This is a genomic window from Solibacillus sp. FSL K6-1523 (assembly GCF_038005225.1).
In the GTDB taxonomy this organism is placed as follows: Bacteria; Bacillota; Bacilli; order Bacillales_A; family Planococcaceae; genus Solibacillus.
Genome location: NZ_JBBOSU010000001.1, coordinates 1,660,775 through 1,677,472 on the forward strand (window position 1 = coordinate 1,660,775; position 16,698 = coordinate 1,677,472).

At 38.3% G+C, this 16,698-nt stretch carries 16 protein-coding genes; 11 read left to right on the forward strand and 5 right to left on the reverse strand.

Annotation, left to right across the window (positions count from 1 at the left end; genetic code table 11):
• Positions 1-79 precede the first annotated feature (79 nt).
• From MHI10_RS07800 to MHI10_RS07835, 8 genes are all read left to right on the forward strand, one after another.
• Entirely contained in the window at positions 80-262 is a 183-nt protein-coding gene (locus tag MHI10_RS07800) for a winged helix-turn-helix domain-containing protein (protein WP_340784454.1), read from the forward strand.
• A 27-nt stretch (positions 263-289) separates the two neighbouring features.
• Entirely contained in the window at positions 290-964 is a 675-nt protein-coding gene (locus MHI10_RS07805; protein WP_340784455.1) for an ankyrin repeat domain-containing protein, read from the forward strand.
• 572 nt (positions 965-1,536) lie between these two features.
• Positions 1,537-2,394 (forward strand): MurR/RpiR family transcriptional regulator, encoded by an 858-nt coding sequence (locus MHI10_RS07810; RefSeq protein WP_340784456.1) that lies wholly within the window; start codon positions 1,537-1,539, stop codon positions 2,392-2,394.
• Between the two features lie 5 nt (positions 2,395-2,399).
• Positions 2,400-3,527, forward strand: coding sequence for an amidohydrolase (locus tag MHI10_RS07815; RefSeq protein WP_340784457.1), 1,128 nt, complete (start codon positions 2,400-2,402; stop codon positions 3,525-3,527).
• Positions 3,524-4,345 (forward strand): GNAT family N-acetyltransferase, encoded by an 822-nt coding sequence (locus tag MHI10_RS07820; RefSeq protein WP_340784459.1) that lies wholly within the window; start codon positions 3,524-3,526, stop codon positions 4,343-4,345. The genes MHI10_RS07815 and MHI10_RS07820 overlap by 4 nt, the downstream gene beginning before the upstream one ends.
• Positions 4,332-5,438 (forward strand): o-succinylbenzoate synthase, encoded by a 1,107-nt coding sequence (menC, locus tag MHI10_RS07825; protein ID WP_340784460.1) that lies wholly within the window; start codon positions 4,332-4,334, stop codon positions 5,436-5,438. Before MHI10_RS07820 ends, menC begins: the two co-directional genes overlap by 14 nt.
• A 100-nt stretch (positions 5,439-5,538) precedes the next feature.
• Complete coding sequence (locus tag MHI10_RS07830; protein ID WP_340784462.1) at positions 5,539-6,591, forward strand: YkvI family membrane protein; 1,053 nt, start codon at positions 5,539-5,541, stop codon at positions 6,589-6,591.
• 439 nt (positions 6,592-7,030) lie between these two features.
• Complete coding sequence (locus tag MHI10_RS07835; protein WP_340784463.1) at positions 7,031-8,380, forward strand: FAD-binding oxidoreductase; 1,350 nt, start codon at positions 7,031-7,033, stop codon at positions 8,378-8,380.
• Positions 8,381-8,401: 21 nt separating this feature from the next.
• Here the strand turns inward: MHI10_RS07835 and MHI10_RS07840 are convergent, their stop codons facing one another.
• Together MHI10_RS07840 and MHI10_RS07845 are read right to left on the reverse strand one after the other, a co-directional pair.
• A complete protein-coding gene (locus MHI10_RS07840) occupies positions 8,402-8,683 on the reverse strand; it encodes a hypothetical protein (protein ID WP_340784464.1) in 282 nt (93 codons plus the stop codon).
• Positions 8,684-8,813: 130 nt separating this feature from the next.
• Positions 8,814-10,157, reverse strand: a complete 1,344-nt coding sequence (locus MHI10_RS07845; RefSeq protein ID WP_340784465.1) for a transposase — start codon at positions 10,155-10,157, stop codon at positions 8,814-8,816.
• 498 nt (positions 10,158-10,655) lie between these two features.
• Between MHI10_RS07845 and MHI10_RS07850 the strand changes: the two genes are divergently transcribed.
• On the forward strand, positions 10,656-11,921 hold the full coding sequence (locus tag MHI10_RS07850; RefSeq protein ID WP_340784468.1) for an MFS transporter: 1,266 nt from the start codon (positions 10,656-10,658) through the stop codon (positions 11,919-11,921).
• 113 nt (positions 11,922-12,034) lie between these two features.
• Here MHI10_RS07850 and MHI10_RS07855 read toward each other — a convergent pair whose 3' ends face one another.
• Positions 12,035-12,442: a hypothetical protein gene (locus tag MHI10_RS07855; RefSeq protein ID WP_340784469.1), complete on the reverse strand. Its 408-nt coding sequence runs from the start codon at positions 12,440-12,442 to the stop codon at positions 12,035-12,037.
• Positions 12,443-12,651: 209 nt separating this feature from the next.
• Between MHI10_RS07855 and MHI10_RS07860 the strand changes: the two genes are divergently transcribed.
• A complete protein-coding gene (locus MHI10_RS07860; RefSeq protein ID WP_340784470.1) occupies positions 12,652-13,704 on the forward strand; it encodes a YkvI family membrane protein in 1,053 nt (350 codons plus the stop codon).
• Between the two features lie 60 nt (positions 13,705-13,764).
• On the opposite strand, the gene MHI10_RS07865 is transcribed toward MHI10_RS07860, so the two are convergent.
• Both MHI10_RS07865 and exaC read right to left on the reverse strand, forming a co-directional pair.
• Positions 13,765-14,094, reverse strand: a complete 330-nt coding sequence (locus MHI10_RS07865; protein ID WP_340784471.1) for a DUF779 domain-containing protein — start codon at positions 14,092-14,094, stop codon at positions 13,765-13,767.
• Positions 14,095-14,171: 77 nt separating this feature from the next.
• Entirely contained in the window at positions 14,172-15,692 is a 1,521-nt protein-coding gene (exaC, locus tag MHI10_RS07870) for an acetaldehyde dehydrogenase ExaC (RefSeq protein WP_340784472.1), read from the reverse strand.
• A gap of 746 nt (positions 15,693-16,438) precedes the next feature.
• Between exaC and MHI10_RS07875 the strand changes: the two genes are divergently transcribed.
• Positions 16,439-16,609: a hypothetical protein gene (locus tag MHI10_RS07875; protein WP_340784473.1), complete on the forward strand. Its 171-nt coding sequence runs from the start codon at positions 16,439-16,441 to the stop codon at positions 16,607-16,609.
• Positions 16,610-16,698 lie beyond the last annotated feature (89 nt).

The window sequence follows — 16,698 nt, forward strand, 5'->3', positions numbered from 1 at the left end:
AAAACCCAGCAACTTAATAAGAGAGAATTGCTGGGTTTCCTTTGTTGAACTTATATAGTTTCGAAATTATAATTGTGATATGAATCGTGTATGGACGAAAGAACAGCTTTTCCGCCAATTATGGTATATGGATGATTTGGATGGGGATGTTTTCACTGTCGTTGTGCATGTTGGGCGGATTCGTGACAAGTTAAAAAAGGGTAAACTATCAGAGTTACCGATTGAAACCATTTGGGAGAGCGGTTATCGCTTTAATTACTAAGTTGCTCTTTGTGGAGGAGGTTTCAAATTGAAATTATTTAAAGGGCTTATGATTAGCTTTTTCTTATTCATAATAACTGGCTGTAATAACGAGGAGGAATTGGAAATGGGAAACCAAGCAGGTAAATTGATTCAAGCTGTTGAAGCAAATAATCTTGAAGAAGTACAGGACATACTAAAAGATCCATCCTATTCAATTAATGAAATGAATGAAAAAGACGAATCACCATTGTTAATTGCAACGCATAAAAATTATATTGAAATTGCAAAAGCTTTAATCGATGCAGGGGCAGATGTTAACCAACAGGACAACATTCAAGATAGCCCTTATCTATATGCAGGCGCACAAGGTAAAACTGAGATTCTAGCTTATATGCTTGAAAATACAATACCGGATCATGGAGTGTACAATCGCTATGGTGGCAATGCACTAATTCCAGCTGCTGAAAAAGGACATATAGACAATGTTAAGTTGCTTTTAGCGGATGGAAAAATGGATATAGATCATCAAAATAATTTTGGTTATACCGCCTTAATTGAAGCAGTTGCATTAACGGATGGTTCAAAACTATATCAACAAATTGTACAGGAATTATTAGCTTACAATGCGAACAAAGAGCTTCGTGACAACAATGGTATGACGGCATTGGATTATGCTAAAGAAAGAGGCTATACAGAGATGATTGAGCAGTTGGAAAGTTAATAAATTATTGTATTATATAATTAAATTAAGAACTTATCAATAATAGTCCACTCTAAAAAGGGGGGATTGATTTCCATTCCGGGTCGGACGCTTTCCGCACGTGCTGTTCCCGCAGGAGTCGCCTCCCCTACATTCCAATCAACTCCTTTCTAATCAAGCTTGCACCTACCGAGCTATTAAGCCTGCAAAAGTGCCGTTTGATCTCATTTTTGCAACATAGTATTGTCAATTCAATCGTTCAACTGTATACAAGGTTTATATATTCTCTGTTCAATCATAAACAATATGCCCCTTTTGGATACAGATATTGGAGGGGAATAAAAACTATTTCTATAAAGGCCCCCAAAGTATAAAAATAAATTTCAAAAGTACAAACGAGCGAAATTCCTTTCTTGTTTGTACTTTTTTCTGTTTGAAAACGCTTTATCACAAATTGTGGGGATTTATATTTGTTGATTAATTGGGAAATTTCAGAAAATTGTTTGCTATTCATATTTAATCATGCTAAATTATGTAGTACCCAGATGAAGTATAAACTTCAAAAAAGAAAAAATAAAGGAGTGGCTTCTTTATTGACGATTAAAGAGCGTATTGAGCAACATTTTTATCAGTTATCAAAGTCTCAACAAAAAGTGGCTACTGTTGTTTTAAATAATCCAGCTTTTATTAGTACACACGCAGCGGCTGAGATTGGTCAATTGGCGAATACAAGTGAGACTACCGTTATTCGATTTTGTTATGCAGTGGGGCTGACAGGGTTTGCACAACTACAAAAAGAAATTACAAAGTTTTTAGTAGAGGATTATGCAAGTAGTACATTAGGAAATTACGTATCATCAAAAGAAGAGCTATTTAAAGAAACAGCGCTTTGTGAAAAGGTCATGCGTCAATCGAGTGCTAAAATTGTCAAAATTGCCGAACAAATAGATGAACTACTTTTTAAAAATACGACTAAAGCGATGCATGATGCGAAGAAAATATACATTGCAGGTGTGGGTGCTTCGGGGTTTGGTGCACAGTGGTTGCACTATACGCTAAACATGTTAAGACCAAATGTGGAATTGCTTTTGATGGAAACTAGCACCTTAATTCGGAAGTTACAAGAAATAGATGATACCTCACTTGTATTAATCATATCCTTGCATCGTTATTACAATGACACGTTGCAGTTAGCAGAGGAAGTATTATCAAGGGGAGCAAAAGTAATCGGGATAACCGATTCAAATGTTGCCCCTTTACATGAAGTGATCGATATATGCTTTGTTTTGGAACAAAAGGAGCTATCAACAATTGATTTAATGCCTGCGCTTGTGACGTTTATGAATTCTTTAATTGTTGGCATGATGTCACATGACGTAGCTTATTATAATGAACAGCGGTTAAAATTTGATGATTTCCAATCTAGTTTTATCGCAAATCGATGGAGATGATAAACATGGAAGAGCGATTACAAACCCGTCTACAAAATGAATTTAACTATTTGCATACACATCCAGAAATTAGCTGGCAGGAAGTAAACACAACGAAATATATTGTGGAGTTATTACGAAAAGAAGGATTAAAACCAATAGAATTTTCAAATATGACAGGTTTATATGTGGATATTGGCCAAGGTGAGCCGAAAGTGGGCTTCCGAACAGATATGGATGCATTATGGCAAGAAATTGACGGACAGTTTCAAGCGAACCATTCGTGTGGACATGATGGACATATGACAATGGCGATTGGTGTTGTTTTATTATTAAAAGAAATGAAACTGCCAGGCGCTGTACGGATTATTTTCCAACCGGCAGAGGAAAAAGCAGCAGGAGCAAAGGCAGTGCTTGAGCAAGGTGTCATTGATCCGCTCATTTACCTATTCGGTTCACATGTTCGCCCGCTTGTAGAGTTAGCAGATGGACATCATGCCCCCGCACTTTATCATGGAGCAGCCAAGCTGATTACTGGCACAATTACGGGTATAGAAGCACATGGTGCAAGACCCGAGCAAGGAATTAATGCAATCGAAGTAGCTGCAGCACTGGTAGATGCATTAAAACGTATTTGGATTAGCCCAACGGAGTCCGCTTCCATAAAAATGACGCAAATTCAAAGCGGAGGGACATCGACAAATATTATTCCGGGCACAGCAACATTTAGTATAGATGCTAGAGCACAAACAAATGAAACGATGGACAAATTAACGACTGGCTTTCAAAATGCTGTCGATGCAATTGCTCTTTTGTACGGGGCTTCGATTAAGACGACGGTATCGGCACATATTGTCGCTGCACAAGTAGATAAAGATGCAGAAGAAATAATGAAGCAGGCAATTACGAATACAGTTGGAGTAACGAATTGTGCGCCAGCTATTGTGACGCCAGGTGGAGAGGACTTCCACTTTTATACGTTTGCGAAACCCGATTTGAAAGCGACGATGTTAGGACTTGGGTGCGCGGTATCGCCAGGATTGCATCATCCACAAATGACATTCAACCATAAACAGCTACCGATTGGGGCACAAATTATTACAAATGCGATACAACTGGCTTATCAGCAATTAGAAGGAAGCGAACAAGCATGATTATTAAGGAATTAACAACATTACAAGAAATGGAGCAAGTTCAACAGCTAGAGCAGCGCGTCTGGGGCATAAGTCCAATTCCGACGCATCAAACGTTAACGGCTGTGAAAAATGGGGGCATTGTCATAGGTGCGTTTGATGGTGAAAAATTAGTTGGCTTTAGCTATGGTTTTCCAGCATTAAAAAATGGTCAAAGTTATCTTTGCTCACACATGTTAGGCATCGATGAAGCATATCGTTCACAGCGAATTGGAGAGCAACTGAAGCATGCACAACGCCAAATTGCACGAACAAAAGGTTACTCAATGATGCATTGGACATTTGATCCACTTGAAACACGCAACGGCTATTTAAACTTATCTAAGCTAAATGGTATTTGTGACACGTATTTAGAAAATTGCTACGGTGAAATGCAAGATGGCTTTAATAAAGGGCTTCCATCAGATCGCTTCGAGGTGCATTGGCATTTGGAATCAGATTACGTAGAACAGCAACAGCAGCCAGAAATTGTGAATTTACAACCAATAGGACAATTTTCTATCGATCAAAATGAGCTACCTTCTTTAAAACTAGCAACTTTAGAAAATTTAACGAATGATTCGTATTCACTACCTGTCCCGAAAGATTTCCAACAATTAAAGCAAACGAGCGCGGAATGTGCCATGCATTGGCGCATGATGACACGAAAAGCATTTGTAGCGCTCTTTTCGCAGGGCTATGTAGCTATTCGGATCGCAATTGGTGAGCAATGGAATGATTATATTTTTGTGAAAAAAGAAACATTAGCACTTGGAGGGAATACATATGAAAATTACTGAAATCACAATTCGCCATTTACAAATGAAGCTAAAAGCACCGTTCACAACAAGTTTTGGCACATTTTCAAATAGAGATTTTTTAGTATTAGAAGCAAAAGACGAAAGCGGCACTATCGGCTGGGGGGAATCTGTTGCTTTCCATTCACCTTGGTACAATGAAGAAACGCTAAAAACGAACTGGCATATGTTAGAGGATTACTTAATCCCTCTTATTTTAAATAAGGAAATTAATCATCCAGATGAAGTAAGCGAGATTTTTGAACCAATTCGTAAAAATAATATGGCAAAATCGACAATCGAAGGCGCAATTTGGGATATCTATGCGCAGCAAACGAATCAATCACTTGCTGCTGCGCTTGGAGGCAAAAAAGATAAAATCGAAGTCGGTATTAGTATCGGAATTCAAAAATCAATGGATGATTTAGTCGCACTTGTCGATGAATATGTCAAAGAAGGTTATAAACGTATTAAAGTTAAGATCAAGCCAGGCTGGGATATTGAAGTAATGCGTACATTGCGCGAAACATTCCCAGACGTTGCGATAATGGCTGATGCCAACTCAGCGTATCGTTTAGCGGATATGGAGCTATTAAAACAATTGGATGAATTCAATTTAACGATGGTTGAGCAGCCGCTCGCATCGGATGACATTATCGATCATGCAACATTGCAAAAGCAAATGACGACGCCAATTTGCTTAGATGAAAGTATCCATTCTTTAGAGGATGCACGAAAAGCAGTTGAAATCGGGGCTACAAAAATTATAAATATTAAAATCGGACGTGTAGGTGGCTTAACGGAAGCGAAAAAGATTCATGATTACTGTGAAACGCAAGGTATTCCTGTATGGTGTGGCGGTATGTTGGAATCAGGCATTGGCCGAGCGCATAATGTAGCCTTAACAACCTTAACAAACTTTATCCTACCGGGGGATACAGCGAGCTCAAACCGTTACTGGGAAAAAGATATTATCGAACCGGAAGTTGTAGCAGAGCATGGTTATATTACAGTACCACAACAAGCTGGTATTGGTTATCAAGTGAATGTTGAAACAATAGAGTCATATACGGTTGAGAAAAAAACGTATCAATAATGGCATACAATCCTTAAGTATTGAATTAGGTACTTAAGGATGTATTCAGCTCTTAATTGTCGGAATATTTAAATAATAAACTAATTTAGTAGGTGAATGTATGAAGAAAAGTGTGCAAATAGGGGGCGCGTTTGTCGGGATTATTGTCGGTGCCGGCTTTGCTTCTGGACAAGAAATTATGCAGTATTTTACAAGTTTCGGGCTTAAAGGGTTGATTGGTGCGATTATTGCTATGATCGTCTTTGCCTTTTTAGGTATGACACTTGCACAGCTAGGTTCGGATTTACAAACAACGTCGCACAAAGGTGTAATCTATTACATAGGTGGACGTTATATTGGATTAATATTAGATATTTTAATTACGTTCTTCTTATTTGGTGTAGCCGTAGTTATGTTTGCTGGTGCAGGCTCTACATTCCAGCAAATGTTTGGAATTAATCCGATGATTGGTAGTGTCATTATGGTAGTAGCGACCATCATTACGCTATTATTAAATGTAAAAAATATAATTAATATAATCGCTTTAATTACGCCATACTTAATGTCAATCATTTTTGTAATATTAATCTATTCATTATTTACAATGGATATTTCTATATTAGAGGCAAATGCAATGGCACAAACACAAAATTCGGCAACGTCTAACTGGATTGTCAGTGCATTGCTTTATGTTTCGTATAACTTAGCAGCAGGTGCAGCGTTGTTGATTGTAATGGGCGGGACTGTAAAAGATCGTAAAGTAGCTGGTATGGGTGGTATCTTCGGAGGTATTATGCTAGGTGCATTAATCATTTTAATCAATGTAGCGATGTTTGTGAAAATGGATGTTGTCGCAGGAGTGGATATGCCTACACTTGAATTAGCAAATAACATTCATCCAGTAGTAGGCGTTTTAATGGCAATTGCACTTCTTGGAATGATGTACAATACCGCAGTTGGGATGTTTTATTCATTTACAGTGCGTTTTGTTGCAGCTGATGACAAAAAATTTAAACCTACTGTAGTATTTGTAGGATTACTTGGTTTTTTCGCTAGTTTAGTAGGTTTTACAACATTGGTTGGGAAAGTATATTCCACAATGGGCTATATAGGATTTGCATTAATTATTACAATCGTGATTGCATGGTTCCGTAAAACGAAAAAAATAGCCTAAATCACTTACGCCTCGGCGTAAGTGCGTCCAGATTTTTTCGAGCGAGCTCGAAAAAATCTGTGACATCCGCCGGAGCTTGGGTTAACACGATGTTGATTACAAAGGCGTTGTCACAGGACGTGACGGGTTTAGCCTTTGTTCCCCTACTTCAGCCGGGGTTTGAACTCCCACTGAAAAAACTTACCTTTTTAGCATTCATCCCCCACTTATATAAGTAGGTGACTTCTGTACCTGCCGCTTCGCTTTCGGTACAAATACATTTGCTGAATTAAGTTAAACGCCGTAAATAATATGTGAGAGTTTGTTTTACCCCGTTCATTAAACTGTAACGGGGTTTTTAGATGTTTCATTAGTAAGTATGACGCAAAAACAACCTTTTCTTATCGTATTGCATAGTATGTAACATACAAGCAATATCATTTAAGAAAGAGGTTGTGAATTGAAGAAGGTAAAGCTAACCGGAAGAATTGTTACCCCTGAGGATCCTGGTTATGAACAAGCGAGGACGAATAATAACTTAAGCATTCCAAAATTTCCGAGCAAAATTGTATTTTGTCAAAAGACGAAGGATGTCATTAATGCATTGCGATGGGTGCAAGAAAAGAATGAATCGTTTCGAATTAGAAGTGGGCGCCATAGCTATGAAAATTTCTCGTTAGTTACTAAGGGTCTGATTATTGATGTTAGTGAAATGGACAAAATTGTAGTGAATCCTAAAGCTATGACGGCTAAAATCGAAGCGGGTGCAAATCTAGGGGAAGTGTATCAAGAATTATGGAAACATGGCATGACGATTCCTGCGGGTACTGAAAGCAGTGTGGGAATGGTAGGTCTTACACTTGGTGGTGGAATTGGCATGTTGTCACGGCCGTTTGGACTGACATGTGATAATTTGATTGAAGTTGAAATTGTTACGGCAAATCGTCATAGAGGGGCCGAACTCATTAGAGCAAACAAACATAACAATCATGATTTGTTCTGGGCATGTCGCGGGGGTGGAGGCGGTAATTTTGGTATTGTCACTTCACTTACATTAAAGCTGCATCCGATTGCAGATGTGTCACTCTTCTCTATTACATGGGGGTGGGAGGATTTCGAAGTTGCCTTTGATGCATGGCAACGTTGGGCACCCTTTACAGATGAACGTCTCACGTCACAAATTGAATTAAAATCAAAAAAAGTGGGCGAAATTGTTGCGCAAGGCATCTTTGTAGGTTCGCCTTCGAAATTAAGTAAGCTCCTTAAACCTTTAAGGGATACCGGTTCCCCGACGAATTTTTGGATTAAGAAAGTGCCGTACATTAAAGCGGCTAAATTTTTTGACTTACCGAGCGGCAACGAACCTGCACTCCGGAAACGCTCTGGATCATTTATTGAAAGAATATTTCCACGGAAAGCCATCTCCGAAATGAAAGCGTTGTTAGCAAATGCACCAAATAAAAATGCATCCATTTGGCAACAATCGCTTAGGGGAGCGGTAGGGCAGGTCTCTTCAAATAGCACCGCATACTACTACCGAAATGCACTCATTGCTCAAGAGTACTTAACAATATGGAAATGCCCAGATGAAGAAAAGCAAAATATTCGTTGGATTGAACAAGTGAGAAATACATTATCGCCCTATACAGCAGGGGATTATGTGAATTTTCCAGATCGCTATATTAAAGATTGGCCAACAGCATATTATGGAAGGAATTTTAGAAGGTTGCGAGATGTAAAATCAAAATATGATCCGAGAAATGTATTTCAGTTTCTTCAAAGTATTCCACCGAATAGGAAATGGATTTAAGTTTTTAAAAAATGGGAAATCTTATAAAATATCCGTGAAAAAATCTAGTTGTGTTGTTTTTAAGTATTCTTCCTTAATATAAAGTTTAAAGAAAGCAGTGTGCGGAGAAAGATTTTTTCTCATGCTGCTTTTTGTTTTGAGAGTCAACATACCCCCACTGAGGTGAAGCTCTTCAGAGGGGGGCTTGAGTTTATCACACAGGTCTTCCTTGCCCAATTTGACGTTCTGTGTGACAAGCATCCAAAAGACGCTCCCCAAATACTGTTTTTGGTTGGGCTTGGCGATGAATGATCGCTTGCCCACTTGCACCACCCTTCCGAAAAAGAGCAGTTCTTTCCTGCGAAAGAAGCCACCACTCAGCGTTGCTGGCGTGTGCTACAAGCCCCGACAAGTCGAGTACACAAGGATGGTTGACGCACCCACTAGACCGTGCCTAAGCAACGGTTTTACGTTTTTGAACTTCGAGTACGAACGGATTTCTGACTTCTAGATGCTCGTCCAGGTCCACGATGTCTGATTTCCTCAAAATATTGAATGCTCCATTGACGTCGGCATGAATACACTCTCCTGATAGCGCTTGGTATTGCCCACGATTCACTCGCTTCCCGCTAAATACATACTTTCTCTTGTCGTGAGGGGACCAGACAGGGAGTTCATCTTTATCCAGAAAGCTTGCCTTCGATGTGTAGCTTTCTTCCTGTTTGACAAAGCGGATGCCTTCCTTTAAGCACTTATTTTCGATGGCACTTATCAATTTGTTGAACGGAATCTGAACGAAGTGTTGGTTATTCTTTTTACCGATGTTGCTGTTTTGCTTCCACCCTTCGTTATACCCGACAATAATTGTATCAATGTTCAACGCTTTGATTTTCTTGAATAATAAGCCTACTGCTTGAGAGATGTAGCCGTTTATCTGGTTGTTTCGCTTCCTCCATAGTTTAGCCAATTGATTCGTGACAACCCGCTTTGAAATCCCATTTTTGATATTTCGTTGTTGGAGCTCACTAATCGCCTTGTTGAAGTATTGGTTAATGGATTTCAACTTCTTCCCATTAATTAGGAATGTATCGCCAACATTCGTTGCACAACTCATGAATCGATCTACACCTAAATCGCAACTTAATGCATTTGTTGTGGTCGTGGATTGCTTTTTCATTTGAGCTGCTTGCACTTCATACGTGTAATGCACCTCAAAGAACCAACCGTTTTGCTTCGGTACGATATCAATGTAGGAGATTTTTCTTTGTAATAAGTTTTTAGGCATCTGAATCTTAATCGAGCCAAAACGTTTTCGAAATGCAACATTCATCGGAATCGACCAATACCCATCTTTGTCTATTTTCGGAACTTGGTAGATTTCGATGATCCGTTTTTCCGTAGCCCCTGAATAATTCGGAAACTGCGGTCGGCCCGTAAACTTGCTGGGGTCTTTTTTCCATGCTTCGAGTGCTTTGAAGAAACTTTTGGTCTCGCTTAGTAATGTTCTGCGAATCGCCTGCACAGAGTTCGATTGAATACCCCAATAGTTAATGTCCTGCTTCATGGCAGCGTCTATTTCCTTCGTAGTTGCCATTCGATTCTCATTTAAGAAGCTTTGCTTGATTGTGTATAACCCAACATTTCTCAATGCCTTAGAGCTGTGTGTCATCCGCTGAAGCAAACGAAACTCTTTCGCTGTCAATTGAGACCTTCCGATGTTTTGTTTTTGCGTGAAACGTTGAATGTTGTCGAGTTTCTTCTTTTTGTGTAACACTTTAACGGCTTTCTTCCTTACCATGTTGTTCACCTCCCTTTCTTTCATTCTACCGAAAGGAATGTACGTTCGCAAATTTAAGCGGGAAGTTTAGGCTACCGCCAACCGCCATTCATCTCCCACTTACTTATTGGGCTATGCCCTGCACATTCCTTGAAGTGGAAGTCTTCTGTCGGGAAATGATAAATATAAATGGGAATAATGATTTGAGTATGTAAGAAAACGCGAAAATATTTGTCTCCAGTGTATGTTTTTTTGACTTCAATTTGGAAGAACTCGTTTTTTGTAAAATCAGTAAAGTTCATATTATTGACACATAATCCGCATAGAGTTATTATTGTTACGAAAAGTAACTAGGTGAGTAATAGTTATAATAGTGAGAATTCTTTTCTTTTAATTGAAATTAATTTAAGGCCAAGTGTCTATTATGTTAATTGATAGATAAATATGGAGGATTCTCTCAAATTACGAAATATTTCGCATGAAAAATAGAAGTCAAATATAGGAATTGGGGACGTCATCATGAATGAGTTAAGGAAAAAAATCCACTATGCTTGGTGGGTATTATTTGGATTAGTTGTAATGGTCGGAGCAGCAAAAGGCGGTATTATGACGACTGGTGGGTTATTTTTAACGTCAGTTACAGAAGATCTGGGCATTGGAATGGGTAGTTTAACATTGTACTTTAGTATTTCCTCCATTGTCACAATGATATCGTTACCATTTGCAGGTAAGCTAATTGCAAAATATAATATTAGAGTTCTATTAGTAGCGGCCGTTATTTTAGAGGCAGGCTCTTTTGCAATGTTTGGTTTCATGAACTCGGTATGGGGTTGGTACTTGTTCGCAATCCCAATGGCAATGGGTTCTGTAATCGTCACACAATTGGCAGGTCCTGTACTGATTAATAATTGGTTTAAGAAGCACAGAGGATTAGCTATCGGTATTATGGTGGCTGCAGGCGGTTTAATCGGTGCTTTCCTGCAACCTGTCGCGGGTAACTTAATTGCGAGTGCGGGTTGGAGAAGTACGTATATTATTTTAGGTGTTGGCGTTATGGCGGTCGTTATTCCAATCGTGTTAATAACGATTCGAAAGGCTCCACAACAAAAAGGTTTACAACCGTATGGTATGGAAGATATGAAGCAAAAGGATCTACTAAAAGTTTCTACAACAACAAATAGTGGAGTTTCTACGGCTGTAGCGAAAAAATCGAGTGCATTTATCTTTTTACTAATTTTCTTCTTTTTTGATACATCAATCGCCGCATTTAACCAACATGTTGCGCCATTTGCGATGGGGATAGGCTATGATATTAAGTTTGCAGGTAATGCGATGGGTGCTTGGTCGGTCGGGGTTGTCATAGGTGCATTATTCTTTGGCTTCCTTAGTGATAAAATAGGTGTGAGAAATACGGCGACCTCCGCAATGCTTTTAGGACTAGTTCCAGTCGGCATTCTTATCGTGATTCCCGAAAACCCAATCATGTTTACAATTGCTACGGGTCTTTATGGGTTTGTAGTTGCATCACTTGGAACTTTGGGGCCGCTTTTGACAACAGCGCTATTTGGTAATAAAGAGTTCAGTCAAATTTACGGTCTTGCCATAACAGGATTAGCAGTTGCAGGCATTGTTGCGTTACCAGCATATGGCTTTATATTTGAAATAACGGGTAGTTACACGTATGTGTTATATGCTATTTTTGTCATGCTGCTCTTAAATGTCGGATCTATTTTCTTCGCTTTTAGAGGGAAAAAGAAGCTAGAAAAAGCAGGGCATTGGAATTAACGTAAGAGGACAAGTTGTAAAATTGAAAACCAGCAACAAGAATTTTAGCATAATTCTTGTTGCTGGTTTTTTTGTTAATTATATCTCTCAACTGTAACAGCGCTTCCGATGGATTAATTAAAGCACTGGAATGTCAGAATGGAATTGCGGTTAACCGTGCTAAATACCCAGCCAAATCGTCCCCAACGGAATCCTAAAATGGTATTTCTAGATACAAATGTTGGGAAGAACCAAAAACTATCGCCATTTCTTTGCCAAATGAATGTATTGCGATAAATGCATCGTCTAATTCCGCTTGAACCATGGTGTGAACCGGATCGAGACGAAGCGCTTGTCATCGGCATTGCTGGTGTAAAATTAGGGGGAGCTGCCGTTGGTGCTGGCGTATTTCCGCCCATCGATGGTGGATAACCAGGTCCGCCAAATCCTGGTGGTGGAGAACTAGGTCCACCGAAACCTGGTCGGGAAAATTGGTTAAAAGGTTGGCTATCTGGACTTTCATCATACGGATTATAATACAAAATGCATACCCTCTTTCATTAGTGGTCCATATAAGTTATGTGAAAAAAAGAATGGCATAGTGGGAATTCGCCTGATTTTATAAACAAACCTATATTTGCTACCTATTTTGCTAATAAAAAGCGCTTGGAAATGTCATATAAATCTTTAAAAACGAATAAGGTGCTTATGAGTTGTTTTGGATTCGTTAACTTGATTAGAAGGTGAACTAATGAAGAAAAGTATGCAAATTGGTGGAGCATTTGTTGGGATGGTTGTTGGTGCGGGTTTTGCATCTGGACAAGAAATCATGCAATATTTTACAAGCTTCGGGCTTAAGGGGATACTCGGTGGGGTAATTGCTACAATTGCCTTTGCAGTGTTAGGAATGACGCTCGCACAGCTAGGTTCAGATTTTCAAACAACGTCTCACAAAGAGGTCGTTTATTATTTAGGTGGACGTTATATTGGACTCATTTTAGACTTTTTAATTACAGTTTTGTTATTTGGTGTAGCTGTTGTTATGTTTGCTGGCGCGGGCGCTACATTTGAGCAAATGTTTAATATTGAAGCGAAGATTGGCAGCACTATTATGGTAGTAGTGACCATCATTAGTTTATTTTTAAATGTAAAAAGTATCATTAATTTAATCGCGCTCCTTACACCATATTTAATGACGATCATTTTTGTCATATTAATCTATTCTTTATTTACAATGGAAATTTCTCTATTTGAGGCAAATGAAATAGCGCTTACACAAACTTCTGCGGCATCTAACTGGTTTGTTAGTACATTACTTTATGTTTCGTATAACTTAGCGGCAGGTGCGGCGATGTTAATTGTCATGGGGGGAACAGTAAAAAATCGTAAAGTAGCCGGCATGGGTGGTATATTGGGTGGTATTATGCTAGGTGCCTTAATCATATTAATTAATGTAACGATGTTAGTAAAAATGGATGTTGTGGCAGGGGTGGATATGCCTACGCTTGAATTGGCAAAACAAATTCATCCTGTAATAGGGGTTCTAATGGCGTTTGTACTACTTGGTATGATGTACAATACAGCGGTTGGCATGATTTATGCATTTGCAGTTCGTTTTGTTGGACCAAAAGATCGACTGTTTAAACCTGCTGTCGTTTTCGTAGGATTACTTGGTCTTTTAGTAAGTTTAGTAGGTTTCACAACTTTGGTTGGAAAAGTGTATTCAACGATGGGTTATTTAGGATTTGCATTAATTATTACGATCATTTTTACATGGTTTCGTAAACCAAAGAAAAGGGCATAAAAAAACGCACTTCCAAAATCGGAGGTGCGTTTTTTTATATAAGATATAATTTATTCATTGCTAATTTTTAAGGACTTTCGAGCGCACAATAAACGCAAAGCCCTCAACGCTTTCAAGTGAAAAGGAAGCACCCTGGCCTTCGATTGCATCGACAATGATTTGCATATGCTCCATATACACATATTGCGTTTTATCGATATAGTAGGGCACACCCGCAATTTCACCGACGACTACATTTTGACTACTTATATAATGCCCGTCTGCTTGGTAGCACATTGGAACTGTACCGTCACAGCAGCCCGCAGATTGTTCGAATAAAATATTGCCATGCTTATTTTTTAGTAGTTCGATCACTTCCAATGCTTTTTCAGTTGCGATTAATTTCTCCATTTGAATTCACCCCCTGAAATTATGTTGAAAAATCCCCCGTCTAATAAAAACGGGGGATAGATTAGTAGATTAACGGCTTAGAAGAAACCTTGTGGTGATTTGTTGTAGCTTACTAACATACATTTCGTTTGTTGGTAATGCTCTAACATCATTAAGTGGTTCTCACGGCCAATACCTGATTTTTTGAATCCGCCGAATGCAGCGTGTGCAGGATATTGGTGGTACGTATTTGTCCACACACGACCCGCTTGGATGCCACGAACTGCGCGGTAAGCTGTATCCATGTTACGAGACCATACACCCGCACCTAAACCGAATTCCGTATCGTTCGCGATTTCCATTGCTTCTTCAAAATTAGAGAATGTCGTTACAGATAATACTGGACCGAAGATTTCTTCTTGGAAAATACGCATTTTATTGTCACCTTTGAAAATTGTAGGTGCAACATAGTATCCGCCTTCTTGATCTTCATCTAATTTATTTTGGTAACCACCGATTAATAATTCAGCGCCTTCTTCTTTACCAATTTCAATATAAGAAAGAATTTTTGTTAATTGTTCGTTAGACGCTTGTGCACCCATCATTACCTCTGAATCTAGTGGGTTACCAATTTTAATAGCTTTTACGCGCTCTAATACACGCTCCATGAATTTGTCATAGATTGATTCATGAATTAATGCACGAGAAGGACAAGTACAAATTTCGCCAGAGTTTAATGCGAACATGACTAAACCTTCAATTGCTTTATCTAAGTACTCATCATCTGCATCCATTACATCTGGGAAGAAGACGTTTGGTGATTTACCACCAAGTTCTAATGTTACAGGAATAATATTCTCTGTAGCGTATTGCATAATTAAACGCCCAACACCTGTTGATCCAGTGAAAGCAACTTTATTAATACGTGGGTTTGTAGCAAGTGGTTTACCAACTTCTACACCGTAACCGTTTACAATGTTAAATACACCTTTTGGTAATAAGTCTTGAATTAATTCAACTAATACTAAGATTGAAGCAGGTGTTTGTTCAGCTGGTTTCATGACGATTGTATTACCAGCAGCTAATGCAGGAGCGATTTTCCAAACAGCCATTAATAATGGGAAGTTCCAAGGAATGATTTGACCTACAACACCGATTGGCTCATTGAAATGGTATGCTACTGTATCGTTATCAATTTGAGAAATACCGCCTTCTTGCGCACGGATTGCACCAGCAAAGTAACGGAAGTGATCAATTGCAAGTGGAATATCCGCGTTTAACGTTTCACGTACTGCTTTACCGTTGTCCCAAGTTTCTGCAACAGCAATCATTTCTAAATTTTGTTCAATGCGGTCTGCAATTTTATTTAAAATGTTTGCACGGTAAGCAACTGAAGTCATCGCCCAAGCGTCTTTTGCTGCATGTGCTGCATCAAGTGCTAATTCAATATCTGCTTCTTTAGAGCGTGCTACTTTTGTATATACCTTCCCAGTTATAGGAGATTTTACGTCAAAGTATTCGCCACCAACCGGAGCTACCCATTCGCCTCCGATAAAGTTTTCGTATTGCTCTTTGAAGTTTACTACTGCACCAGCAGTGTTAGGGTTAGAATAAATCATTATATAAAACTCCTATCATAAATCTCGTATTTAAAGTTGAATGAACTTTATACTTTGATTATGCATATGAGAATAATATTAAACAAATGAAAAGGCTTACAAAAAATAGTGTGAAATTATTTTAGGAAATAAAATTGTATATTCTTTTGAGAAGTTGTGAATAAATTTTTGTATTAGTACAGCTATCTTTATAGGGTTGAATGAATTATTTGGATTGCTATAAACGAATATATTGCGATAATAATTATGATATATAACATAAGAGAATGATAAGATGTGTATTTGTATGAAAATTAGTTATTAGGAATAAAAATTCCTATTTAGTATAATGCAAATTTTAATTGAAATGTGATAAAAAATTCTGAATAAAAACTCGTCATCCATTCTTTTTTGGGAAATTAACTTTATTTACTATTAAGTTTAAATGAAGGTTCGACGTTAACAAAACTGGTGAATAATCGATTATGGGGGATGAAATAACTACAACTAGACCATTTGATGGTAAGTTTTTCGAGCGAGCTTGAAAAAATATGGACGCAATTACGCCGAGGTGTAATTGATTCAGTATGTGCTATTAGATAGAATTTTCCTGTATATTTAGATCATGGAGATGCGTATATGCGCGTCCCCTTTATAGAATATTCTTATTTGAAAATATCGAGCTTTTGGAAAGACTTCATTTAATAGTGGCCGGACTATTTTTTTACACATAATTGCTATTAAAGTTTAATGAGGAGGCGTAAGTTTTGAATTACATTAAAGGCTTGTATGTATCACTTGTATTAATGATGTTCGTTATTTTGGCTAGCACAACAATATTTGATGATGAATATTCAGGGATAGCAATGTTCGTTTGTTTAGGCATATTTATAATAGGAACAGCATTTTTTATAAATGCAAAAAAAATTAAGAAATAGGGTGAGGAATGGAAGTTGTAAAACGAATAATTTCCTAAAAAGCTATAACCTCAACAGAAATCGAAAGTATAGCTATTAAAAGAAGGATC